Annotated in this window: 18 protein-coding genes and 1 pseudogene; 8 read left to right on the top strand and 11 right to left on the bottom strand. The window is 66.7% G+C overall.

Going from position 1 to position 23,019, the window contains the following annotated elements:
• Positions 1-123: 123 nt before the first annotated feature.
• Positions 124-1,047, top strand: a complete 924-nt coding sequence (locus L1O03_RS05320) for a COX15/CtaA family protein (RefSeq protein WP_236118522.1) — start codon at positions 124-126, stop codon at positions 1,045-1,047.
• A gap of 10 nt (positions 1,048-1,057) precedes the next feature.
• Entirely contained in the window at positions 1,058-2,035 is a 978-nt protein-coding gene (locus L1O03_RS05315; protein ID WP_236118387.1) for a quinone oxidoreductase family protein, read from the top strand.
• Here L1O03_RS05315 and L1O03_RS05310 read toward each other — a convergent pair.
• On the bottom strand, positions 2,032-2,964 hold the full coding sequence (locus L1O03_RS05310) for a heme o synthase (protein WP_236118386.1): 933 nt from the start codon (positions 2,962-2,964) through the stop codon (positions 2,032-2,034). The two genes, L1O03_RS05315 and L1O03_RS05310, sit on opposite strands and share 4 nt — an antisense overlap.
• Before the next feature lie 308 nt (positions 2,965-3,272).
• Here L1O03_RS05310 and tkt point away from each other — a divergent pair, with 308 nt between their 5' ends.
• From tkt to L1O03_RS05280, 6 genes and pseudogenes are all read left to right on the top strand, one after another.
• Positions 3,273-5,369 carry a transketolase gene (tkt, locus tag L1O03_RS05305; RefSeq protein WP_236118385.1) on the top strand — a complete coding sequence of 699 codons (2,097 nt, stop codon included), beginning with the start codon at positions 3,273-3,275 and terminating at the stop codon, positions 5,367-5,369.
• A gap of 2 nt (positions 5,370-5,371) precedes the next feature.
• Positions 5,372-6,454 (top strand): transaldolase, encoded by a 1,083-nt coding sequence (gene tal / locus L1O03_RS05300; RefSeq protein WP_236118384.1) that lies wholly within the window; start codon positions 5,372-5,374, stop codon positions 6,452-6,454.
• Between the two features lie 134 nt (positions 6,455-6,588).
• A complete protein-coding gene (zwf, locus tag L1O03_RS05295) occupies positions 6,589-8,133 on the top strand; it encodes a glucose-6-phosphate dehydrogenase (RefSeq protein WP_236118383.1) in 1,545 nt (514 codons plus the stop codon).
• Between the two features lie 34 nt (positions 8,134-8,167).
• Positions 8,168-9,091, top strand: a pseudogene (locus L1O03_RS05290) (glucose-6-phosphate dehydrogenase assembly protein OpcA); the annotation flags it as partial.
• Between the two features lie 39 nt (positions 9,092-9,130).
• Entirely contained in the window at positions 9,131-9,880 is a 750-nt protein-coding gene (gene pgl, locus L1O03_RS05285; RefSeq protein WP_236118521.1) for a 6-phosphogluconolactonase, read from the top strand.
• Entirely contained in the window at positions 9,873-10,607 is a 735-nt protein-coding gene (locus tag L1O03_RS05280; RefSeq protein ID WP_236118382.1) for a hypothetical protein, read from the top strand. Before pgl ends, L1O03_RS05280 begins: the two co-directional genes overlap by 8 nt.
• Positions 10,608-10,683: 76 nt before the next feature.
• Here the strand turns inward: L1O03_RS05280 and secG are convergent, their stop codons facing one another.
• The 10 genes from secG to L1O03_RS05230 all read right to left on the bottom strand — a co-directional run bounded on the left by secG (position 10,684) and on the right by L1O03_RS05230 (position 23,015).
• A complete protein-coding gene (gene secG / locus L1O03_RS05275) occupies positions 10,684-10,920 on the bottom strand; it encodes a preprotein translocase subunit SecG (RefSeq protein ID WP_236118381.1) in 237 nt (78 codons plus the stop codon).
• A gap of 129 nt (positions 10,921-11,049) precedes the next feature.
• Positions 11,050-13,812: a phosphoenolpyruvate carboxylase gene (ppc, locus tag L1O03_RS05270; RefSeq protein WP_236118380.1), complete on the bottom strand. Its 2,763-nt coding sequence runs from the start codon at positions 13,810-13,812 to the stop codon at positions 11,050-11,052.
• Positions 13,813-13,920: 108 nt separating this feature from the next.
• Positions 13,921-14,703 (bottom strand): triose-phosphate isomerase, encoded by a 783-nt coding sequence (gene tpiA / locus L1O03_RS05265; protein WP_236118379.1) that lies wholly within the window; start codon positions 14,701-14,703, stop codon positions 13,921-13,923.
• Positions 14,704-14,733: 30 nt separating this feature from the next.
• Complete coding sequence (locus tag L1O03_RS05260) at positions 14,734-15,951, bottom strand: phosphoglycerate kinase (RefSeq protein WP_236118378.1); 1,218 nt, start codon at positions 15,949-15,951, stop codon at positions 14,734-14,736.
• Positions 15,952-16,071: 120 nt separating this feature from the next.
• On the bottom strand, positions 16,072-17,076 hold the full coding sequence (gene gap, locus L1O03_RS05255; RefSeq protein WP_236118377.1) for a type I glyceraldehyde-3-phosphate dehydrogenase: 1,005 nt from the start codon (positions 17,074-17,076) through the stop codon (positions 16,072-16,074).
• A 323-nt stretch (positions 17,077-17,399) separates the two neighbouring features.
• Positions 17,400-18,368: a DNA-binding protein WhiA gene (gene whiA / locus L1O03_RS05250; protein ID WP_236118376.1), complete on the bottom strand. Its 969-nt coding sequence runs from the start codon at positions 18,366-18,368 to the stop codon at positions 17,400-17,402.
• Positions 18,365-19,393, bottom strand: coding sequence for a gluconeogenesis factor YvcK family protein (locus L1O03_RS05245; protein ID WP_275949256.1), 1,029 nt, complete (start codon positions 19,391-19,393; stop codon positions 18,365-18,367). Before L1O03_RS05245 ends, whiA begins: the two co-directional genes overlap by 4 nt.
• Positions 19,394-19,414: 21 nt before the next feature.
• Positions 19,415-20,320: an RNase adapter RapZ gene (gene rapZ, locus L1O03_RS05240; RefSeq protein ID WP_236118375.1), complete on the bottom strand. Its 906-nt coding sequence runs from the start codon at positions 20,318-20,320 to the stop codon at positions 19,415-19,417.
• A gap of 52 nt (positions 20,321-20,372) precedes the next feature.
• Complete coding sequence (gene uvrC, locus L1O03_RS05235; RefSeq protein ID WP_236118374.1) at positions 20,373-22,460, bottom strand: excinuclease ABC subunit UvrC; 2,088 nt, start codon at positions 22,458-22,460, stop codon at positions 20,373-20,375.
• 12 nt (positions 22,461-22,472) lie between these two features.
• Positions 22,473-23,015: a PH domain-containing protein gene (locus L1O03_RS05230; protein WP_236118373.1), complete on the bottom strand. Its 543-nt coding sequence runs from the start codon at positions 23,013-23,015 to the stop codon at positions 22,473-22,475.
• Between the last annotated feature and the right edge of the window lie 4 nt (positions 23,016-23,019).

Below are 23,019 nucleotides of genomic sequence, written 5' to 3'. Positions count from 1 at the left end.
TCCCCGTAGGTGCCGACTAGGGTGGAACCCGTGACTACCTCGACTTCCTCCGATGATCGAGCCGAGCGTAATCCGAGTACTGCTGGCTCGGATACGAAAAAGAAGAAGCGCCCGGCTCCGACGCTGACGACTCAGCGTCGTCTCGCTCTCATCCTCCTCCTCTGCCAGGGTGGGATCACGGGCACCGGTGCAACGGTGCGTGTGACCTCCTCTGGCTTGGGTTGCCCCACCTGGCCCGAGTGCCACCCCGGTTCCCTCGTTCCTCAGGCCGGTGCCACCCCGTGGATTCACCAGCTTATCGAGTTCGGCAACCGACTCCTCACCTTCGTCCTCGCCGCGGCGGCGGTGGCGCTCATCGTTGCCCTGTGGCGGGCGCGCCGTCGTGACGAACTCATGATCCTGGGCTGGATTTCCCTCGCTGGCGTCGTGGTCCAGGCGATCATCGGTGGTATCTCCGTGTGGCTCAACCTTGCGTGGTGGGCCGTGGCTTTGCACTTCCTCCCCTCGATGGTGCTGGTCTGGGTCGCCGCGATCCTCTATCTCAGGATCACCCAGCTCGACGACGGCATTCCCGAACGCACCTATCCGTCTATCGTGCGCTGGTTCACGGTGATCTCGGCGATTGCGCTCTCGGTGGTCCTGGTGACCGGCACGATGGTGACGGGCGCGGGCGTCCACTCCGGTGATGACACCATCGGTCTCGAGGGGCGCCTCGACGTCGACATCAGCCTCATGGCCCACATTCACGCCTACTGCATGTACACCTACCTGGCGCTGACGATCATCCTCGTGGCCATCCTCTTCATGAAGAAGGCCACCTCGGAGGCCCGTACCTTCGGCATCTGCCTCATCCTCTGCATCCTCATTCAGGGGGCGATTGGCATCATGCAGTTCCGCCTGGGTGTGCCGCGCTGGACGGTCCCCTTCCACATCCTCATGAGCTCGGTGGTTGTGGCGGTAGCCGGCTTCCTCTACGCTGCGGGATTCCGCCGCGTCGGCGGCCTGGCGACGGTCACAGGTTCCCCGGAGGGTGAGCGACTTCGCTAGCCTGGGAGCCATGAAGGCTATCCAGATCACACAGACCGGCGGACCCGACGTCCTCCACTACACTGACATCCCCGTTCCCGAGCCCTCTGAGAACGACGTTCTCGTTGAGGTCCTCGTGGCGGGGATCAACTATATCGACACCTACTTCCGCGAAGGCATCTACCCGACCACCCTTCCCTTCGTGCCTGGCAAGGAGGGCGTCGGCCGCGTTGCCCACGATCCGCGGGGAGAGATTGCGGAGGGCACTCTTGTCGCCTGGAGCGGCCCGCTCGGCTCCTATGCCCAGTACGCCTCCGTGCCCCGCGATCTCCTCGTCGCCGTGCCGGAAGGGATCGACCTCCACGTTGCCGCCTCCATGCTGCTCCAGGGCATCACGGCGCATTATCTCTGCTATGGGGTGAAGGATCTCCAGGAGGGAGACACCTGCCTGCTCACCGCGGGGGCCGGGGGCGTCGGGCTCATCCTCACCCAGATGGCCGCAGCGAAGGGGGCGCGGGTCATCTCCGTCGTCTCGACGGATGAGAAGGAGGCGCTCGCCCGCGAGGCCGGGGCCGCCGAGGTTCTGCGCTATTCGCCCCACCTTGCCGACGAGGTCCGTGACGCCACCGAAGGCGTCGGGGTGGATATTGCCTACGACGGGGTGGGCCGGGACACCTTCGAGCAGTCCCTCGCCTCCGTCCGCGGCCGGGGGATCGTGTGCCTGTTCGGCGCGGCGTCGGGGCCCGTCGAGCCCGTGGATCCCCAGGTGCTCAATAGCCACGGCTCCCTCTTCCTCACCCGCCCCTCGATGGACGGCTGGACGAGCGAGCCCGGGGAGTATCGCATGAGGGCCCAGGCCGTCACCCAGCTCGTATCCGAGGGGACCGTGTCGATTCGGGTGGGTGCCGCCTACCCCCTCGCCGAGGCGGAGAAGGCGCACCGGGATCTCCAGGCCCGCGCGACGACGGGTTCCGTGGTGCTCGACATCCCCGCCGTCGAGGGCTCCTAGGGCAGCGGAACGCTGAAGCCGAGGGTTTCCCCGATGGTCGGGAGACCAAGCACGGCGTCCAAGGCCAGGGCCAGGAAGATGAGGGCCAGGTAGTTGTTCGACAGGATGAACAGCTTGAGGGGCTTGACGTTTCCTCCGGCGACGACACCCCGGTGCAGGTGGATCGCCATGATGAGGAACCACAGGCCGCCGGCCAGGGCCACGACCGCGTAAATGTAGGAGGTTGCCGGAATAAGCAGAAGGGTGACGATGACCGTGCCCACCGTGTACCAGACGATCTGCCGGGTTACCTCCGCCGGGGTGCGCACCACCGGCAGCATGGGGACGCCGGCGCGCTCATAGTCCTCGCGGTACTTCATGGCCAGCGCCCACGTGTGCGGCGGGGTCCAGAAGAAGATGATGAGGAACATCACCACGGCCTGCCACCACTGGGCGGGAGCTCCCTCGGGGAGGTTATCGACGATGACGGCCCAGCCCACGAGGACGGGCATGCAGCCTGCTGCCCCACCCCACACGATGTTCATCGCGGTGCGCCGCTTGAGCCACTTCGTGTAGACGAAGATGTAAAAGACGATGGTGATCATGACGAAGATCGCCGCCGTCAACGAGCCGCAGAGGAGCCAGAGCCACAGGAAGCTGAGAATGGTGAGCACCCAGGCGAAGATGGCGGCCTGCTTCGTCGAGACCTTCTTGCGCACGAGCGGCCTCGCGCGGGTGCGCCCCATCTTCTGGTCAATGTCCGAGTCCGCGACCATGTTGAAGGTGTTCGCGGCGGCCGCACCCATCCAACCTCCCACGAGAGTGAGGAGGATTCTCACGATGTTATTTTCCCCACGCTCTGCCTGCAGCATCGCGGGGATGGTGGCCACCAGGAGAAGTTCGATAACCCTCGGCTTGGTCAGCGCTATATAAGCCTTGATGGTCTCCAAGGGTGGTGTCCTCCAACAACAAATGGTGCGGTACTCGAGCGTCTCTACAGGTCAGCCATGGGTGATCCCGGAGACCCGACGGTAGAGAGGGTCCAGGATGAAAACCATGGCCCCACTATGCTAGTCCACTGAGCCGACGCGTCAACAACCACCCGCCCCCTTCCCTGCGCGGGCTCCGCTCCCGCCCACCCGGAGCTTTCCCTCAGAAGGCGTGAAAAACACTACAGTAGGAGACGGTATAACTGCGGAACACTCCGTGCTGTCTCCGCATGAAGTCATAGATCAACAATGAAGTGAGGTAAGACGCTGTGACGTTGGCACCTGAACTTGAGGCCCTGACCCAAGCCAGCTACCCCGAGGGATGGACAGACCTCGACACCCGCGCTGTCGACACCGTTCGAGTCCTGGCTGCTGACGCCGTCCAGAAGTGCGGCTCCGGCCACCCCGGCACGGCGATGAGCCTCGCGCCTCTTGCCTACACCCTCTACCAGCGGGCGCTCGTCCACGATCCGCAGGACACCAACTGGGCGGGCCGCGATCGCTTCATTCTCTCCTGTGGGCACTCCTCGCTCACCCAGTACATTCAGCTCTTCCTCGGCGGTTTCGGCCTGGAGCTCGAGGACATTCAGAAGCTCCGCACGTGGGGCTCGCTCACCCCGGGCCACCCCGAGTACCGCCACACCAAGGGCGTCGAGATCACGACGGGCCCCCTCGGCCAGGGTCTGGCGTCCGCCGTCGGCATGGCCATGGCCGCTCGTCGGGAGCGCGGCCTCTTCGATCCCTCCGCCCCCGCCGGCGAATCCCCCTTTGACCACTACATCTACGTCATCGCCTCGGATGGAGACATCGAGGAGGGCGTGACCGCGGAAGCCTCCTCCCTGGCCGGCACGCAGCAGCTGGGCAACCTCATCGTCTTCTGGGACGATAACCGCATCTCCATCGAGGACAACACCCAGATCGCGTTCACCGAGGACGTCGTCGCGCGCTACCGCGCCTATGGCTGGCAGACCATCGAAATCGACGGCGGCGAGAACATCGAGGCCATCGAGGCCGCGATCGCCGAGGCCAAGGCCGACACCGAGCGCCCGACCTTCATCCGCATGCGCACCGTCATCGCCTACCCCGCCCCGAACCTCATGAACACCGGCGCCTCCCACGGCGCGGCGCTCGGCGAGGAGGAGGTCGCCGCCATCAAGGAGGTCCTCGGCTTCGACCCGCAGAAGACCTTTGAGGTCTCCGAGGAGGTCCTCGCGCACACCCGCAAGCTCCAGGAGCGCGGCGCCGAGGCCCACGCCGAGTGGCAAAAGAAGTACGACGACTGGGCCGCGCGCAACCCGCAGCGCGCCGAGTTGCACCGCCGCCTCGAGGCCCGCGAGCTTCCCGCCGACTTCGCGGACGAGCTGCCGAGCTGGGACCCGGACCCCAAGGGCGTGGCAACCCGGAAGGCTTCCGAGGCCGTGCTCCAGGCGCTTGCCGCGAAGCTGCCCGAGCTCTGGGGTGGCTCGGCTGACCTCGCCGGCTCCAACAACACCGTGATTAAGGGAGAGACCTCCTTCGGCCCGGCCAGCATCTCCACCGATACCTGGCGCGCTGACCCCTATGGCCGCAACCTGCACTTCGGTATCCGTGAGCACGCTATGGGCGCCATCATGAACGGCATCGCCCTCCACGGGGGCACCCGCCCGTACGGTGGCACCTTCCTCATCTTCTCGGAGTACATGCGCCCGGCGGTGCGTCTCGCCGCCCTCCAGGGCACCGACGCCTACTACGTGTGGACCCACGACTCCATCGGACTCGGCGAGGATGGCCCGACTCACCAGCCGATCGAGCAGCTCACCGCCCTGCGCGCGATCCCGAACCTCTCCATGCTCCGCCCCGCGGACGCCAACGAGACCGCCGCCGCGTGGAAGCACGCCCTGCTCTACAAGGAGGGCCCGAAGGGCCTGGCGCTCACCCGCCAGAACGTCCCCGTCCTCGAAGGGACCAAAGAGAAGGCGGACGCCGGGGTGGCCCGCGGCGCCTATGTCCTCGTCGAGTCCTCCACGGAGACGCCCGAGCTCATCATCATGGCCTCCGGCTCTGAGGTACAGCTGGCCGTCGAGGCAGCAGCGGAGATGGAGAAGAACGGCGTCGGGACGCGAGTTGTGTCCGTCCCCTGCCTCGATTGGTTCGAGGAGCAGGACCAGGAGTACATCGATGAGGTCCTCCCGCCCGAGGTGAGCGCCCGCGTCTCCGTGGAGGCTGGCCTCGCGACGCCGTGGTACCGCTGGCTGGGTACCCACGGCAAGCCGGTGTCGATCGAGCACTTCGGCGCCTCCGCCGACTACCAGACGTTGTTCCGTGAATTCGGCATCACCACCGATGCCGTCATCGCCGCGGCCCACGAGGCCCTGGAAGGGAAGTAATCATGAGCCATGCCATCGATCAACTGGCGGCACTCGGCACGTCCACGTGGCTGGACGATCTGTCCCGGGAGCGCATCGCCACGGGGAACCTCGAGGAGGTGATCCGGGAGAAGGGCGTCGTCGGCGTGACAACGAACCCGGCGATCTTCGCCGCCGCGATGAGCGCCGGCACCGCCTATGACGAGCAGATTGAGGAGCTCAAGAAGGCGGGCACGAAGGTCGACGAGGCCGTCTACGCCATGTCCGTGGAGGACGTCCGCCAGGCCTGCGACACGTTCCGCGAGCTCTACGACTCCACCGAGGGACGCGACGGCCGGGTGAGCATCGAGGTGGATCCGCGACTCTCCGAGCACCGCGAGGCCACCCTCACCCAGGCCCGGGAGCTGTGGCGCAAGGTCGATCGGCCCAACGTCATGATCAAGATCCCGGCCACGGAGGAGTCCCTCCCAGCTATCACGGATGCGCTGGCTGAGGGCATCAGCGTCAACGTCACCCTCATCTTCTCGGTGGCTCGCTACCGTGCGGTCATCGCCGCCTACAAGGAGGGCATCCGCCGCGCCGCGGAGGCGGGGCTCGACGTCTCCACCATCCACTCCGTCGCATCGTTCTTCGTCTCCCGGCTCGACACGGAGGTGGACCGCCGCCTCGAGGAGATCGGAACACCCGAGGCCCTCGCCCTGCGGGGCCGGGCCGGCGTGGCCAACGCACGCCGCGCCTACGCCGTGTTCCGCGAGGCCTTCGGCGAGGGCGAGCTCCCCGAGGGTGCCAACGTTCAGCGCCCGCTGTGGGCCTCGACGGGTGTGAAGAACCCGGACTACCCCGCCGGCCTCTACGTCACGGAGCTGGCGGGCCCGGACACCGTCAACACTATGCCCGAGGCCACCATCGACGCGGTTCTCCGCGAGGGCGGCCTCCACGGCGAGACCCTCACCGGGCATGAGCAGGAGGATGAGCAGCTCTTTGCCGACCTGCTGAACGTCGGCGTGGACACCGAGGATGTCTTCGCCGTCCTGGAGAAGGAAGGGGTGGATAAGTTCGTGACCGCCTGGTCCGAGCTCCTCACTTCCATGGCTGAGCGCCTCTAAACGCCCTGTCACAGAGCCTCGCGCGGAGCGGGAAAAGTCACACCGACTTCTTCCCCGCTCCGCGCTTTCGGTATTCTCAGTGAACGACCCCGCGTGGCCACATGTTTATACGTTCAGCAACGAAGGTGCTTTTCTTGATTGATTCAGCAGCTGAGGAGCGGTGGGTAAATCCGCTCCGCGATCCGCAGGACAAACGTTTACCCCGCATTGCTGGCCCCTCGGGCATGGTGCTCTTCGGCGTGACCGGGGACCTCGCCCGCAAGAAGCTCCTCCCCGCCTTCTATGACCTTGCGAATCGCGGCCTGCTCCCGCCGGGCTTCAGCCTCATTGGCTATGGGCGCCGGGACTGGTCGGCGGAGGATTTCCGCGACTACGTCCTCTCCGCGGTGAAGGAGCGCGCCCGGACGACCTTCCGCGAGTCCGTGTGGAAGCGCTTCGCCGACGGTCTGTTCTTTGTCTCCGGCAACTTCGACGATGACGAGGCCTTTGATCGCCTCGCCGAGACCGTCTCCCAGATGGACGCCACCCGCGGCACCGCGGGGAACTGGGCCTTCTACCTCTCCATCCCGCCGGGATTCTTCGCCGACGTCTGCCACCAGCTGGAGCGCTCCGGCCTCGCGCATGCGGAGGCGGGATCCTGGCGCCGCGTCATCATCGAGAAGCCTTTCGGCAGCGACCAGAAGAGCGCCCGCAAGCTCAACCGCGTGGTGAACTCCGTCTTCCCGGAGGAGTCGGTGTACCGCATCGACCACTACCTGGGCAAGGAGACGGTGCAGAATATCCTCGCGCTGCGCTTTGCCAACCAGCTCTTCGAGCCACTGTGGAACGCCAACTACATCGACCACGTCCAGATCACGATGGCAGAGGACATCGGGCTGGGCGGCCGGGCCGGCTACTACGACGGCATTGGCGCCGCCCGGGACGTCATCCAGAATCACCTGCTCCAGCTCCTGGCCCTCGTCGCGATGGAGGAGCCCATCAGCTTCTCCCCCGCCGAGCTCCAGGCAGAGAAGATCAAGGTGCTGCGCGCCACCCGCGCCGTCGAACCCTTCGAGCTGACGACCGCCCGCGGCCAGTACACCGAGGGCTGGCAGGGCTCGCAGAAGGTGTGCGGGCTGCGGGACGAGGAGGGCTTTGATCCCGAGTCCACCACCGAGACCTTCGCCGCCTGCACCCTGGAGATCGCCTCCCGCCGCTGGGCAGGGGTGCCCTTCTACCTGCGCACGGGCAAGCGGCTGGGCCGCCGGGTGACGGAGATCGCCCTCGTCTTTAAGGAGGCCCCGCACCAGCCCTTTGGGAACACGGGCACGGCGGCGCTCGGCAATAACGCCGTGGTCATCCGCGTCCAGCCGGACGAGGGCGTCCTCATGCGCTTCGGCTCCAAGGTGCCAGGCTCTGCGATGGAGGTCCGCGACGTCAACATGGACTTCTCCTACGCGGAGGCCTTCACCGAGCAGTCCCCGGAGGCCTACGAGCGCCTCATCCTCGACGCCCTTCTCGACGAGTCCAGCCTCTTCCCCACCAACGAGGAGGTGGAGCTCAGCTGGGCGATCCTCGACCCCATCTTGCGCTACTGGGCAGAATCCGGCCGCCCCGACGACTACGCCGCCGGCACCTGGGGCCCCGAGTCCGCCGACCGGATGGTCGCCCGCCACGGCCGCACATGGCGTCGTCCCTAGGCCCTAGCCCTCAGTTCACCGCGGAAAGGTACTCATGATTATTGATCTGCCGGATACGACGACGAGGTCCATCGCCGAGGGGCTCGTCACCATGCGGGAGACCTCCGCCCAGACGACGGGCCGGGTGCTCACGCTCATCGTCGTCGCCGAGGCCAGCGATGACCTCAACCGCATCGTTGGCGCCGTCACCGACGCCTCCCAGGAGCACCCTGCCCGTGTGCTCGTGCTCGTGACGGAGAAAGACACCGACGGCGCGCGCATCGACGCCCAGCTGCGCATCGGTGGCGACGCCGGCGCCTCAGAAATCGTCATCATGCACCTGCACGGGCGGATCGCCGAGCACCCCGAGGCCGTCGTCACCCCGCTGCTCCTCCCCGACACGCCGATTGTGGCCTGGTGGCCGGAGCAAGCGCCCCGCATCCCCGCCGAGCATCCCATCGGGCGCATCGCCCAGCGCCGCATCACGGATTCCCCCAAGCACCCGGAGAACGCACCCTCCCCGCTGCCCGCGCGCCGCGCTTACTATGAACCCGGCGACACGGACATGATGTGGGCCCGGATCACCGCCTGGCGCGGGCTCGTGGCTTCCGCCCTCGAGATCCGTCCGCACGAGCCCATCCACCGCGTCCGCATCTACGGGCCCGCCACGCACCCGAGCGTCGACATCGCCGCCGGGTGGCTCGCCGCCCGCCTCGGCGTCGAGGTCATTCGCGACGATGCCCACTGCGTCACCCCCGGTGCCTTCATGATTAGCCGCCTCGTGCTCGAGCGCGAGAGTGGGAATGTCGAGCTGGTCGTCGTCGATAAGCACACGATCAAGGTATGCGTCCCCGGGTTCCCGGATTCCCTCGTCGCGCTCTCGCGGCGCTCCATCGCGGACTGCCTCGCGGAGGAGCTGCGCCACCTCGACCCCGACCGCGCCTACACCGCGGCGCTCGAAGGCCTCGACCGCGTCACTTGCCTGTCCTCGCATTCCGCCCTGCCCCAAGGAGAAACGATGCCCCGCCACGACGTCACCCGCGTTCCCGTCCGCGATCGCGCCGAGCTCACCGCCACCGCCGCGCGCAGGCTCGCGGACCTCATCGTCGAGATCCAATCCTCCGAGGAGGGCGGCGCCCACGGCGATGGGATCGCGCGCATCGTGCTCACGGGCGGCGGCGCTGGGATCGGGCTCCTGCGCGACCTGCGCTCCGAGATCGACCGCATCGATCCCCAACGGATCCACCTCTTCTTCGGCGACGAGCGCAACGTCCCCGTCGACGATCCCGAGTCCAACGAGGGCCAGGCCCGCTCCGCACTCCTCGATGAGTGGGGCCTGCCCGAGGAGGCCGTGCACGGCTACGGGCTCACCGGCGGCGATATGGGGGTGGCCGTCGAGAAATACCGCCGTGACCTCGAGCTTTTCGCCCCCCTGGGGTTCGACGTCCACCTGCTGGGCATGGGCGGGGAGGGCCACATCAACTCGCTCTTCCCCCACTCGGCGGCGCTCACCGAGGAGCACGAGCTTGTCCTGCCGGTCACGGACTCCCCCAAGCCTCCGGCCGAGCGCGTCACCCTCACCATGGAAGCCGTGAAGCAGGCCGACCGCGTGTGGCTGCTCGTCTCCGGTGAGGAGAAGGCCGAGGCGGCGGCGCAGGTTCTTCGCGGCGGCGATCCCCTCACCTGGCCGGCGGCCGGCGCCCAGGGTCGAGTGGAAACACTCCTCTTCCTCGCGGAGGATGCCGCGGGAGGTGGCGATCATGCCTAAGCGCTCCCGCCACACCCTCCGCCTGGCCGTGGGTGGCGCACTCTGCGGGCTCACGCTCTGTACCTCACTCCCCGCGCAGGCCTACGCGGTGCGCCCGGATGTCCAGGCGGATCGTTGCGTCGTCGATCCCCACGCGGACTCCGCTCTCTCGCGCTTCTGGAAGGACCTCAACACGTGGACCGCAGAAGCCCGTATTGATGAGATCAATGCGGCCGATCCTGGGCTCGGCGATGCCATCCGCTCCTGGACTCCGGGCACCCCGGCGGGGGATATCCAGGATCGGCTCAATGCCCTCGGCCAGAATGACACCTTCGGCATGCTCCTGGACCTGCGCAATGGCGAGGGCTCCGAGGACACGAGCGCCGCGCAGCAAGAGGCCAATCGCTCCTCCTACACCGAGGATGAGGCCCGCGCCGCCGCCGACGCCCTCCCCGAGGACCCCTCCACCGAAGCCGAGGCCAAACTGACAGAGATGGCGGACAAGGGCACGGCACTCGACCGCGCGCGGCTCAGCCAATTCCAGGCTCACCGCGAGGAGTACAACGCCGCCCAGCGTGAGTACGAGGATGCGCTTCGCCACTGCGCGGATGAGCTTCACGACGCCCGGCCCACTCCGACCTGGGTGTGGGTGCTCGGCGGGGTCATCGCGGTGCTCGTGGTGCTCACCATCCTGCGGGCCATCCAGAACTCTCGGAAGCCCAGCAGGCACTACCGCGACAAGAAATAAGGCTCAGAAGGCAGCGCGACGGCGCGGGGCGGATCCACATCCACCCCGCGCCGTGTCGCAGGAATCTCGGTGTTCTCTAGTGGCCGTAGGCCTGGAGAAGGTTCAGCGCCACGATGCAGGCCACCCAGATGAGCGCCATGAGCACGGTGTAGCGGTTGAGGTTCTTCTCCACCACGGTGGAACCAGAGAGGTTCGACTGCACCCCTCCGCCGAAGAGGCTGGACAGGCCGCCGCCCTTCCCCTTGTGGAGGAGCACGAACACCGTCATGATGACGGCAGCCAGGACCAGGATGATTTGCAGAGCAAGAATCAAGGGGTTGTCCTTTTCACGATCGCGTTGGTTCTCCGGTTAGTGTACACGAGCCGCACCCGAGGGGGGCGACCCACGCCGCCCTCCCCCGTGAGTGCCGAGGAGGGCGAGCGCGGTACTCGAGCCGGAGGCCTAACCGGAGTTCCGCAGCGCAGTGGCCAGGCCGTTCATCGTCAGCTGGATGCCCAGGGAGACCTTCGGGGACTCATCGCCGGCACGGTAGCGCCGCATCATCTCCACCTGGATGACGTTGAGCGGGAGGAGGTACGGGTAGCGAGAGCGCACGGATCGGGCGAGCTCCGGGTTATCCGCCAGGAGCTCCTCGTGCCCGGTGATGCTGGAGAGCATCTCCTTGGTCAGCGCGAACTCCTCGAGCAGCTGGGTGTGGATGCGCTCGGCCACCTCGCGGTCATCGATGAGCTCCGCGTAGAGCCGCGCGATGCTGAGCTCCGCCTTCGCCATGACCTGGGCCATGTTCGACAGGACCGAGCGGAAGAAGGGCCACACCTCGAAGAGCTCGCGGAGCTCGGCGAGGCGTTCCTCCGGGTTGCCGTCGTCGACCCACTGCCGCAGCGCGGTGCCCACGCCGTACCAGCCGGGCAGCATGACGCGCGACTGCGACCAGCTGAGCACCCACGGGATGGCGCGGAGGTCCTCGATGCTGCGGGTCTGCTTGCGGGAGGAGGGGCGGGAGCCGATATTCAGCGAGCCGATCTCCTGCAGCGGGGTCGACTGCGTGAAGTACGGGATGAAGCCGGGGTCCTCGTGGGCGAGCGCCGCGTACTTCTCCTGGCTGAGCTCCGCGATCTCGGCCATGATGGTCTGGGCGCGCTCGGCGTTGTCGAGCTGCTCGACCTCGAGGAGGCTGGCCTCCAGCGTCGCGGAGACGAGGGCCTCGAGGTTCCGACGCGCCGTCTCCCGGGAGCCATACTTGGCGGAGATGATTTCGCCCTGCTCGGTGATACGGACCGAGCCATCCACGGCGCCCTCCGGCTGGGCGAGGATCGCCTCATAGGAGGGGCCGCCGCCACGACCGACGACGCCGCCGCGGCCGTGGAAGAGGCGCAGCTTGATGCCGTACTCGCGGCAGGCCTCCACGATGGACACCTCGCCGTCATAGAGCGCCCAGTTGGCGGCGAAGTACCCGCCGTCCTTGTTGGAATCGGAGTAGCCGAGCATGACCTCCTGGACATCCCCGCATTGGTCCAGGTAGTTGCGGTACAGCGGCAGGTCCCACAGCTGGCGGAGGATGTCCGCGCCGCCCTGGAGATCGGCGATCGTCTCGAAGAGCGGGATGACATCGACGCCGCCGCGCGGGTGGTCGCCGTCCGCGGTGATGAGTCCGGCTTCCTTGAGCAGCACCATCGGCTCGAGGATGTCGCTCACCGACTCCGCCATGGAGATGATGCAGTGCGGGATCATGCGCTGGCCGAAGCGCTCGACGGCGCGCGCCGCCTCCCGGAAGATCTCAATCTCCCGCTGGACTGGTTCGCTGTAGCCCGTGTAGCCCTGGGGCACAAGCGGCCGCGGGCTGCGCAGCTCGGAGAGGAGAAGCTCAATCTTCTCCTCCTCCCCCAGCTCGCGGTAGTCCGGGCAGACATGCGCCACGGCGAAGAGCTCCTGGAGAGCATCCTCATAGCTCTCGGAGTTCTGCCGCAGGTCCATGGAATAGAGGTGGAAGCCGAAGCTCGACACCGCGGCCCGCAGCTGCGCGAGGCGGTCCTCGGCGATGATGTCATCGTGCGAGAGCCGCAGCGACGCATCAATCGTGTGAAGGTCCGCGGCGAACTCCTCCGGGCTGGTATAGGGCTCGTGCTCCTCGTGCCAGGTTCCCTCCACCAGGTCGGAGCCGAGGAGGGTCGCCATCGTATTCCGCATCCGGCCCCGCATGCCGTGGACGGCGCGCCGGTAGGGCTCGTCGACGCGGCTCGGGACATCGTTGTGCCCGCGCGTGGCGAGGCTCACGAGGTCGACGGTCACCTCGCTGATCCGATCCGAGATGCTGAGCTCATGCTCCAGCGCGGTGAGCTCCTGCTCGTAGTACTTGAGCACCGTGTGGGCGGCTCGGTTCACGGCATAGCGCAGCGTCTCGGCGGAGACATAGGGGTTGCCGTCGTGATCGCCGCCGATCCACGAGCCCGGCCGCAGCACCGCGCGATCCGGCAGGGACTGCCCGTACATCTCCCGCAGCTGCTGGGAGACGTGGGCGTTGAGGGCCGGGATCTCGTGGAGAAGGGAGAGCTTGTAGTAGCGAAGCCCCACTTCGATTTCATCCTCAATGCGCGGGCGCGCGACGCGGATGAGCGCGGTCTGCCAGAGGATCGTCATGCGACGGCGGATATCCCGGTCGATCGCGGCGAGCCGGCTCTGCGTCCGGGCGGTGTCCGGCCCTTCGAGGAGCTGGTGGCGCTGCACCATGAGCTCCGTGATGTGCTTCTGCGCGTCAAAGACGGTCCGGCGGCGGGTCTCCGTCGGGTGCGCGGTGAGGACCGGGGCGACCTCCATGCGCGGCAGCACGTCGCGCACCTGCTCGGCAGTGACCTTGGAGTCGATGAGCTTGCGCCAGGTGGCGTCGAGCGTGGAATCCGGGGCGGGCAGTCCCGCGTCGAGGTGGGCGATGCGCGAGCCTTCGTCGTGGAGGTCCTCGACGAGGTTCGTCATGAGGGCGAAGGTGCAAAAAGCGCGGATGACCGGGTTGGCCTTGCGGGGATCGATGTCGCGGAACATGTCGACGAGCGCCGACATGTCCTTGTTCCCGCGAGCGATATCGAAGGCGAGACTGCGGGCGTTTTCGACCCGATCGAAGGTCTCCGTGCCCTCCTGCTCACGGATAATGTCACCTAAAACGGCGCCGAGATAGCGAATATCATCATTTAACTGGTCATAATCTGCCACAAGAGAAAACCTTTCTACCTGCTACGTATCAGGCCTGACACGCCGACGGCGCCGGCGGGGACATCCCCACCCGGCGCCGTCGGACGAAGGTGAAACTAAGAGGATAGCTTATGCCAGCGGGCCTGCGGCATTGGCCGCGAGCTTGGCGAACGCTTCCCCATCGAGGGAGGCCCCACCGACGAGGCCGCCGTCGACATCGGGCTGGCCGACGATGTCCGCCACCGTCTCGGCCTTCACGGAACCGCCGTAGAGGATCCGCATGCCCTGGGCCACCTCCTCGTTCGCGATCTCGGCGATGACGCCGCGGATCGCGTGGCACACCTCCTGGGCGTCCTCAGCGGAGGCCACCTTGCCGGTGCCGATCGCCCAGACGGGCTCGTAGGCGATGACGGTCCGGGAGAGCTCCTCGGCGCTAAGGCCGGCGAGGGAGGCGCGGGTCTGCTCGGTCACGAAGGAGACGTGCTCCCCCTTCTCGCGGATCTCGAGGGCCTCGCCCACGCAGACGATGGGGCTCATGCCCTTGTCCAGCGCGGCCTTGGCCTTCTCAGCGACGAGCTCGTCCGTCTCGTGGTGGTACTGACGACGCTCGGAGTGGCCGACGACCACCCAGGTGCAGCCCAGTCGGGAGAGCATCTGCGCGGAGACCTCACCGGTGTAGGCGCCGGACTCGTGGGTCGAGACGTCCTGCGCACCGTAGGTGATCTGCAGCTTGTCGCCTTCGACGAGGGTCTGCACGGAGCGGATGTCCGTGAAGGGCACCGTGAGCGCCACGTCGACCTTCTCGTAGTACTCCTTGGGCAGGGTGAAGGCCAGCTTCTGCACGGACTTCATGGCCTCGAGGTGATCGAGGTTCATCTTCCAGTTGCCAGCGATAAGCGGTTTACGTGCCATGACAGGAAAGTCCTTTCTCTTCAGCCAGTCTTAAACCTGCAGAACAGCGACGCCGGGCAGCTCCTTGCCCTCGAGGAACTCGAGGGAGGCACCGCCGCCGGTGGAGATGTGGGAGAAGCCGTCCTCGTCAAGGCCCAGGGTGCGGACCGATGCGGCGGAGTCGCCACCGCCGACGACGGAGAAGCAGCCATTGGTGCGGGTGGCGTCGATGATGGCCTGCGCCAGGCCGCGGGTGCCCTCGGCGAAAGCCTCCATCTCGAACACGCCCATCGGGCCATTCCAGAACACGGTCTTGGAGGTGGAGAGAACGTCGGCGAAGACCTTCACGGTCTCCGGGCCCACGTCGAGGGACATCCAGCCCTCCGGGATGCCGTCGAGGTCAACGACCTTGTTCTCCGCCTGAGCGTCGAATTTCTCCGCGGCGATGAGGTCGACGGGGAGAACGATCTTGTCCCCGTAGCGCTCGAGCAGGTCGCGGCAGGTGTCCACCATTTCCTCCTGGAGGAGGGAATTCTGGACGTCGTGGCCCTGAGCCTTGAGGAAGGTGTAGCACATGCCGCCACCGATGATGAGGTGGTCAGCCTTGCCAGCAAGGGCCTCGATGACGCCGAGCTTGTCGGAGACCTTGGATCCGCCGAGAGCGACGACGTAGGGCTTCTCCGGCTGAGTTGCCACGTTGTGGAGGACGGACACCTCCTTCTCGACGAGTTTGCCGGCGTAGGCCGGGAGACGACGGGCAACGTCGTAGACGGAGGTCTGGGCGCGGTGGACAACGCCGAAACCATCGGAGACGAAGGCGCCGCGATCAGCAGCGAGAGCGACGAGCTGATCAGCGAATTCGGCGCGCTCCTCCTCCTTCTTGGAGGTCTCGCGCGGGTCGAAGCGGACGTTCTCAAGCAGGAGGACGTCACCATCGTTGAGGCCGTTGGCGCGCTCGTGGGCATCCTCGCCGACGACGTCGCTCGCGAGGGCGACGTACTGCCCGAGGGCCTCACTCAGGGCCTCAGCGACCGGCTTGAGGGAGAACTTCGGGTTGACCTCACCCTTCGGGCGGCCGAGGTGCGCCATGACGATGACCTTCGCGCCGCCCTCGATGAGCGCCTTGAGGGTGGGCAGGGAGGCAGTAATACGACCCGGATCGGTGATCTCACCGGCGTCGTTGAGCGGGACGTTGAAATCCGAGCGCACCAGAATGTGGCGGGACTCGACGCCCTCATCCAGCAAATCCTGAAGCTTGTGGAGAGCCATGTTCTCAGTAACTCCTTGAATCACTAAAGGTTGAGGTAGAGATATACCGCGACGCGGGGCAGGATCATCTCCCTTCCCGGGTCGCGGTACATCGTCATCACTGTCGTTGACGGTGATGGATTAGAGCTTGGAAGCAACCAGCTCGGTCAGACGGAGCAGCTGGCAGGTGTAGCCCCACTCGTTGTCGTACCAGGACACAACCTTGACCTGGTTGCCGATGACCTTGGTCAGGCCGGCGTCGAAGATGGAGCCGTGGGAGTCGGTGACGATGTCGTGGGACACCAGCGGATCCTCGCTGTAGCCGAGGGTCTCGCCCATCTCACCAGCAGCAGCCTCCTTGATGGCGGCGTTGACTTCCTCCACCGTGACCTCCTTGGAGGCGGTGAAGGTGAGGTCAGTGGCGGAGCCGGTGATGACCGGGACGCGCAGAGCGTAGCCGTCGAGCTTGCCCTTGAGCTCCGGGAGAACCAGAGCGACAGCCTTGGCAGCACCGGTGGAGGTCGGGACGATGTTCACAGCGGCGGCGCGGGCACGACGGAGGTCCTTGTGCGGAGCATCGTGCAGACGCTGGTCACCGGTGTAGGCGTGAACGGTGGTCATGAGGCCACGCTCGATGCCGAACTTGTCGTTGAGGACCTTGGCCATCGGGGCCAGGCAGTTCGTGGTGCAGGAGGCACCGGAGATGACGTTGTGCTTCTCCGGGTCGTAGTCCTGGTGGTTGACGTTGTAAACGAAGGTGGCGTCCTCGTTCTTCGCCGGAGCGGAAATGATGACCTTCTTCACGGTGCCGCCGAGGTGAGCCTTCGCAGCGTTGGCATCGGTGAAGAAGCCGGTGGACTCGATGACGACGTCAACCTCGTGGGCGCTCCAGTCGAGGTTCTGCGGGTCGCGCTCAGCAGAAACCGCGATACGCTTCCCACCCACGGTGATGGATTCCTCGTCGAACTCGACATCCTCGCTCAGCTTGCCAAGGATGGAGTCGTACTTGAGGAGGGTGGCAAGGGTCTTGTTGTCGGTGAGGTCGTTGACCGCGACAACCTCGAGGTCATCGCTGCGCTGCAGCACGGCCCGGAAGAAGTTACGGCCGATGCGGCCAAAGCCATTAATACCGACGCGAGTGGTCACAGTAGATCTCCTCTGTCTCGGGTTTCTCTTTCTGGGGGAGCCGAACTCCCTCACGCCCTGAAGTGTACCGACGCGAGAGAGAACGTGCATGGGATTTTCTCCACATATCCCCATAGATTCCAACAGGAACGGGCACGAACGGGCGCCTCCGCTCGCAATCCCCACAGTTTCCCCTGGGCGAACGCCCCCTTCTCCCCCACCCTTACGTCCATTTACCCCCGAATGGAGTGTCTCCACCCCAAGAAACATCCTCTGCACCCCCAAAGGATCTCGTGGCGCGCGGCGCCCCTACGGCGGGATGTGATGCTGCACACATTGCCGGATTAGTCGCGGGGAACGGCCGCCCTCGTGTCGGGAATGCCCATGTCGGCGGCGTGACGGTCCGCCATGGAGAGGAGCCTACGGATCCGTCCCGCCACGGCATCCTTAGTCAGCTGAGGGTCGGATAGGCGACCCAGCTCCTCGAGCGAGGCATCCTGATGCTGGATCCGCAGATAGCCGGCCTCCGCAAGGTGCTCCGGCACATCCTCGCCAAGAATGTCGAGGGCCCGGGTTACTCGCGCTGCGGCGACCTCCGCCGCCCGGGCGGAACGGCGCAGGTTGGCGTCGTCGAAATTGGTCAGCCGAGCCTGGTTGTGGCTCTCACGGCTGCGCAGCTTCTCCTCCCAGACCATGCGGGTGACGTGGGCACCCATGCGGCTAAGAAGCGCGCCGATGGCGTCGGGCTCTTTCACCAGGACCTTGTCGATCCCGCGACTCTCCCGCGGCTTGGCACTCATGCCCAGGCGCCGCGCGCAGCCCACCAGCGCCAGGCCCGCCTCCATGCACGGGGCGTTCACCTCGATGCTCGTGCTCCGGCCCGGCTCCACGAGCGTGCCGGAGGCGATAAATGCTCCGCGCCAGGCCGCCTCGATGTCAACGATGTCCCCGGAGATGACCTGAGGGGGCAGGCCGATCACCCGGTGCCCCGCCCGGGTCACCAGCCCCAGCTTGCGGACAAGTTCCGTGCTGCGGTCCGAGACCTCCACCCGATAGGCGGGGTCGCGACGCTCGTGAGAATGCCCCGGCAGGCCCCGGAGGGCGCAGGGAATATCGAGGAAATCGCGGATGAGGCTCACGAGGCGCTCGGCGGCGGCCGCGCGCGAAAACTCCGCGCTCACCTCGACGGCACCCTGGACCACATCGACGCTCCCCGCGAAGCGGATGAGCGCCGCGATCTCCGCCGCCCGCGCCGACTGCTGCGGCGGCCTCACCTTCACGAGCTCGTCAATCACCTGCGTCGTCAACGTCATGACGTCCTCCCCTCGCTCTTCTCCTCGCTCCACTCCGTCCAGATCCGGCGCAGCGCATCCGACAAGCGCTGCGGGCAGTGCCGGTCCGTAAACCGACCCCGATCATCCTCTTCGCGCACCGGCGCATAGGACACGGTGGCGCCCAAGGCACGCGCGGCGCGCTCGACGTGGCTGCGCTCGCTCGGGGAGGTCACCACGTCCTCATCGATGAGAATCCGATCCACCTGGAGTCTCGGCGCATGCTGGGTGAGCATGTGAATGTGGCGCTCCGCCGTGAAGCCCGAGGTCTCACCCGCCTCCGGGGTGAGGTTGAGGATCACGACCTTGAGCGCGGGGCTCGCAGAAATGGCCTCCACCACCGAGGGGATGAGGAGGTGCGGGATGACGCTGGAGAACCACGAGCCCGGCCCCAGCGTGAGAAGATCGCACTCCCCGATAGCCGCGAGCGCCTCCTGGCAGGCCACCGGCCGGTCCGGAATGATCCGCACGCGGCGCACCTGGCCCACCGTGGAGGCCACCGCCACCTGGCCGCGCACGGTGCGCATGATGCGCGGATCCTCGTCGAGGCCAGAGACGTCAGCCTCCATGTCCAGCGGCTCCGTGCACACGGGGAAGACTCGGCCGGCGGAGCCGGTGAGCTCCCCAATGGCGTCGAGGGCGGCGAGTTCATCGCCAAGGACCTCGTTGAGGCCGGCGATCATGAGGTTGCCGACGGCATGCCCGGCGAGAGCCCCGTGCCCACCGAAGCGGTGCTGAAGGGTGCGCGCCCAGAGCTGGCCGCGTTCGTCGTCTCCGGCGAGGGCGGCGAGGGCCATGCGCAGGTCCCCCGGCGGGATCTGGGAGAGTTCTCGACGCAGCCGGCCGGAGGATCCGCCGTCGTCGGCGACGGTCACCACCGCGGAGATGGTCTCCGGCGAACACAAACGTGCCGCGCAGAGAGTCTGGTACAGGCCGTGCCCGCCGCCCAGACACGCCATGCTGCGCAGTGAGGAGGGCAGGGCAGAAGAAGAGGAATGCTCAACCATGATGAAAACTCAGCCGCCTTCCTAGTGTCGAGCAATGTCCCGGTGGACGACGTTGACGTCCAGGCCGTCGATCATGCGCAGGCGGCGGCCCACCTCCTCCGCGACCGCGACCGAGCGGTGGTGCCCACCCGTGCAGCCGACGGAGAGGGTGATGAAGTTCTTCCCCTCGTGGCGGTAGCCGGGGCGCATGGTGTCGAACATCGAGAGGAGGTCCCGGATGAAGGGCTCGGCCCCCTCCTGGCTGAGCACGTAGTCCGAGACGGCTTCATCCGTGCCCCGGAAACGGCGCAGCTCAGGCACCCAATAGGGGTTCGGGAGGAATCGGACGTCGACCGTGACGTCACTGTCCGGCGGGGCCCCGTGCTTGAAGCCGAAGGATTGCACCGTGACGTGCTGGTGGCCGCGCTGCATCGTGGCGAAGCTCTGCTCAATGGCTCGGCGCAGGTCGTGCACGGAGAGATCGGAAGTGTCAATGACGATGTCCGCGCACTCCTTGATCTCCGAGACGGAGAGCCGCTCGCGGTGAATCCCCTCGTTGAGGGTGTCCCCCGCCTGGAGCGGGTGCACCCGGCGGACGGAGTCGAAGCGCTTGATGAGCACGTCGTCGCGAGCCTCAAGGAAGAGGATCGTGGGGCCCAGGCCGCGCGCGCGGAGCTCGTCGAGAGTCTGGAGCATACTGCCCGGGAACATGCGCGCCCGGACGTCCGTCACCACAGCCACCCGGTCCACGGGCGAGTCCTCCCGCGCGCAGAGCTCAAGGAGATCGAGGATGAGCTGGGAGGGCAGGTTGTGGGACACATACCAGCCGTGATCCTCCATCACGCGCGCCGCGCTGCTCAAACCGGCGCCCGACATCCCGGTGATAAGGACGGGAGGTTGGCTGAAACGGGTGTCCCGGACAGGGTGATCCTGCTGGCTGTTGGTCATGCCCACTATCCTAACGGGCAGCCCGGACATGAGCCCTCCCGCCCGCCCTCACTCAGGAGGCCGCCCCGTCACGAGCAGCGGATTCGGGGTGAAGGGCGCGCCAGACCTTCTCCGCCAGCACAGGGCCAAAGCCCTTAACCTCAGCGATGTCCTCCACGCTCGCCTTCTTCAGCCGCGCCACCGACCCAAAGTGCTGGACAAGAGCACTGCGCCTCGAGGCGCCCAACCCCGGGATGGAATCCAGCTGGGAGTGGCGCATGCGCTTGCTGCGCTGCTGTCGGTGGTAGGTGATGGCGAAGCGGTGGGCCTCATCGCGGATGTGTTGGAGCAGGTAGAGGCCCTGGGACTGGCGCGGCAGAATAAGCGGCTCCTCCTCGCCGGGCAGCCAGACCTCCTCCAGTCGCTTCGCCAACCCGATGAGGACGACGTCGTGCACCCCCAGCTCGTCGAGAACATCCTGGGCGGCGTTCACCTGGGGCGCCCCGCCGTCGACGATGAAGAGCTGCGGGGCATAGGCGAAGCGGCGGTGATCGGTGGACATTTCCTCCACGCGCTCGTCGCTGAAGGTGCTGCCGTCGAACTCCTCGGCCTCCGGGACCGCGAGCTTGTCCTTCGTGTAGCGGAGGAAGCGCCGCCGCGTCACCTCCGCGATGGAGGCGACATCGTTGGAGTGCCCCTCGCCCGCGGCCTCCTTGATGCGGTAGCGGCGGTAGTCCGCCTTCTTCGGCGCCCCGTCCTCAAAGACCACGAGTGAGGCCACCACGTCCGTGCCCTGGATGTGGGAGATATCGGTGCACTCAATGCGCAGCGGAGCCGCGTCCATCTCCAGCGCGTCCTGAATATCCTGCAGCGCCGCCGAGCGCGCCGTGAGGTCCCCGATTCGACGCAGCTTGTGCTGCTTGAGGGCCTCGCGGGCATTGTTCTCGACGGTGTCAGCCAGCGCTCGTTTGTCCCCGCGCTGGGGGACGCGCAGGTCCACGGCGGCGCCGCGGCGCTCGCTCAACCAGGCGCGGATGTCCTCGGTGTCCGTGGGCAGCACGGGGACAAGGATCTCGCGCGGGATGACGTGGGTCCGCGCGTGCTGCTCGTGGGACTCGTGGTCCACACCTCGGCGCTCGATGAGCTCCTCATCCTCCTGAGCCTCGGCGGCGGCGCGCTCGATGGCGTCACCATAAAACTGCAGGAGGAAGTTCTGGACGAGGGCCGGCAGGGCGGGGTCCTGCTCCCCCTCGGGCACGGGGCCGGTATCGGTGGCCTGGTCCCCTGCCTTTTCCACCACCCAGCCGCGCTGGGCGCGAATCCGCCCTTCGCGCACCTGGAAGATCTGCACCGAGGCCTCGAGCTCATCCGAGCAGATCCCGATGAGGTCGGCGTCGGTCCCATCCCCCAGCACGACGGCCTGCTGCTCCATAACCTTGTGGATGGCGTGGAGGTCATCGCGCAGCCGGGCGGCCCGTTCAAAGTCCAGTTCCTCCGCGGCCTTCTCCATGTCCCGGGTGAGCGAGCGGGTGACGGCGTCGGTCCGGCCGGACATGAAGGACACGAGGCCGTCGACGATCTGGCGGTGCTCCTCCTCGCTCACGCGACCGACGCACGGCGCCGCGCACTTGTCGATATAACCGAGCAGGCAGGGACGCCCGAGCGTCTCGTGCCGGTGCAGAACCCCCGCGGAGCACGTGCGCATGGGGAAGACGCGGGTGAGCAGGTCGAGGGTTTCGCGGACCGCCCAGGCGTGGGAATAGGGCCCGAAGTAGCGCACTCCTCGACGGCGGGGCCCCCGATAGAAGAACGCGCGGGGAAAGCGCTCCCGCACAGAGACCGCAAGCGAGGGATAGGTCTTATCATCGCGGTACTTGACGTTGTAGCGGGGATCGAACTTCTTAATCCAGGTGTATTCCAGCTGGAGGGCCTCCACCTCGCTGGCCACCACGGTCCACTCCACGCTGGAGGCGTGAAAGACCATCTGCCGGGTGCGGGGGTGCAGCTGGGTGACGTCCTGGAAGTAATTGGAGAGGCGGGCGCGAAGGTTCTTCGCCTTGCCCACGTAGATGACCCGTCGCTCGGGGTCGCGAAACTTATAGACGCCCGGCTGCGTCGGAATGGTTCCGGCAGCTGGGCGGTAGGTCTGTGGATCAGCCACGACGGAGGCTCATCACTCCTTCGGCATGTAGGCGGACTCCAGGCGGCGGAACTCCTCGACCGCTTTGATCGCTCGCACCCCGTCCATCGACTGGATGGCCCACAGGGGAACATACTCAAAGTCAGGAAGCTCCAGCAGTGCCATCCGGCTGCCCTTGGGGAAGCGCAGCCCGTAGATCACCGACCACGGGTAGAAACGGGTGCCGATGATGTTGCGCACCTGCACCCCATCCTCGTTCGCGCGCACGCGCGGGCGGAGGAAGGCCAGCAGAGCGAGAATCGCGATGACGATACCAACCCCCAAGAAGGCCCACTTATCCACCGCAGTGAGGGCCAAACCCGTGCTCCCCTTGTCCACGACGAGCGACATCCCCAGGTGCACCGCCAGCACCACCACCGCCAGCACGATCGCCACCACGCGGAGGGCCGGGGACGAGGCCTCGAACTCCCAGGGCTTCGTCGTCGTCAACGCGGCATCGGCGGCGGTGTACACCTGGCGATCAGCGTCGGAAACGGAGTAGCTCTTCGTCGGCTTCTTTTCAGGCTTGTTCGTCACGTAG

It is taken from the genome of Corynebacterium uropygiale (genome assembly GCF_021568315.1).
In the GTDB taxonomy this organism is placed as follows: Bacteria; Actinomycetota; Actinomycetes; order Mycobacteriales; family Mycobacteriaceae; genus Corynebacterium; species Corynebacterium uropygiale.
This window is presented reverse-complemented; position numbering and strand designations above follow the sequence as displayed.

Excerpts from the sequence above, each read along its gene's own strand:
- L1O03_RS05280 (WP_236118382.1), top strand. The coding sequence starts at position 9,873 with ATGCCTAAGCGCTCCCGCCACACCCTCCGCCTGGCCGTGGGTGGCGCA.
- pgl (WP_236118521.1), top strand. The coding sequence starts at position 9,131 with ATGCCCCGCCACGACGTCACCCGCGTTCCCGTCCGCGATCGCGCCGAG.
- L1O03_RS05260 (WP_236118378.1), bottom strand. The coding sequence starts at position 15,951 with ATGGCTCTCCACAAGCTTCAGGATTTGCTGGATGAGGGCGTCGAGTCC.
- L1O03_RS05315 (WP_236118387.1), top strand. The coding sequence starts at position 1,058 with ATGAAGGCTATCCAGATCACACAGACCGGCGGACCCGACGTCCTCCAC.
- L1O03_RS05245 (WP_275949256.1), bottom strand. The coding sequence starts at position 19,393 with ATGGTTGAGCATTCCTCTTCTTCTGCCCTGCCCTCCTCACTGCGCAGC.
- tpiA (WP_236118379.1), bottom strand. The coding sequence starts at position 14,703 with ATGGCACGTAAACCGCTTATCGCTGGCAACTGGAAGATGAACCTCGAT.
- whiA (WP_236118376.1), bottom strand. The coding sequence starts at position 18,368 with ATGACGTTGACGACGCAGGTGATTGACGAGCTCGTGAAGGTGAGGCCG.
- tal (WP_236118384.1), top strand. The coding sequence starts at position 5,372 with ATGAGCCATGCCATCGATCAACTGGCGGCACTCGGCACGTCCACGTGG.
- rapZ (WP_236118375.1), bottom strand. The coding sequence starts at position 20,320 with ATGACCAACAGCCAGCAGGATCACCCTGTCCGGGACACCCGTTTCAGC.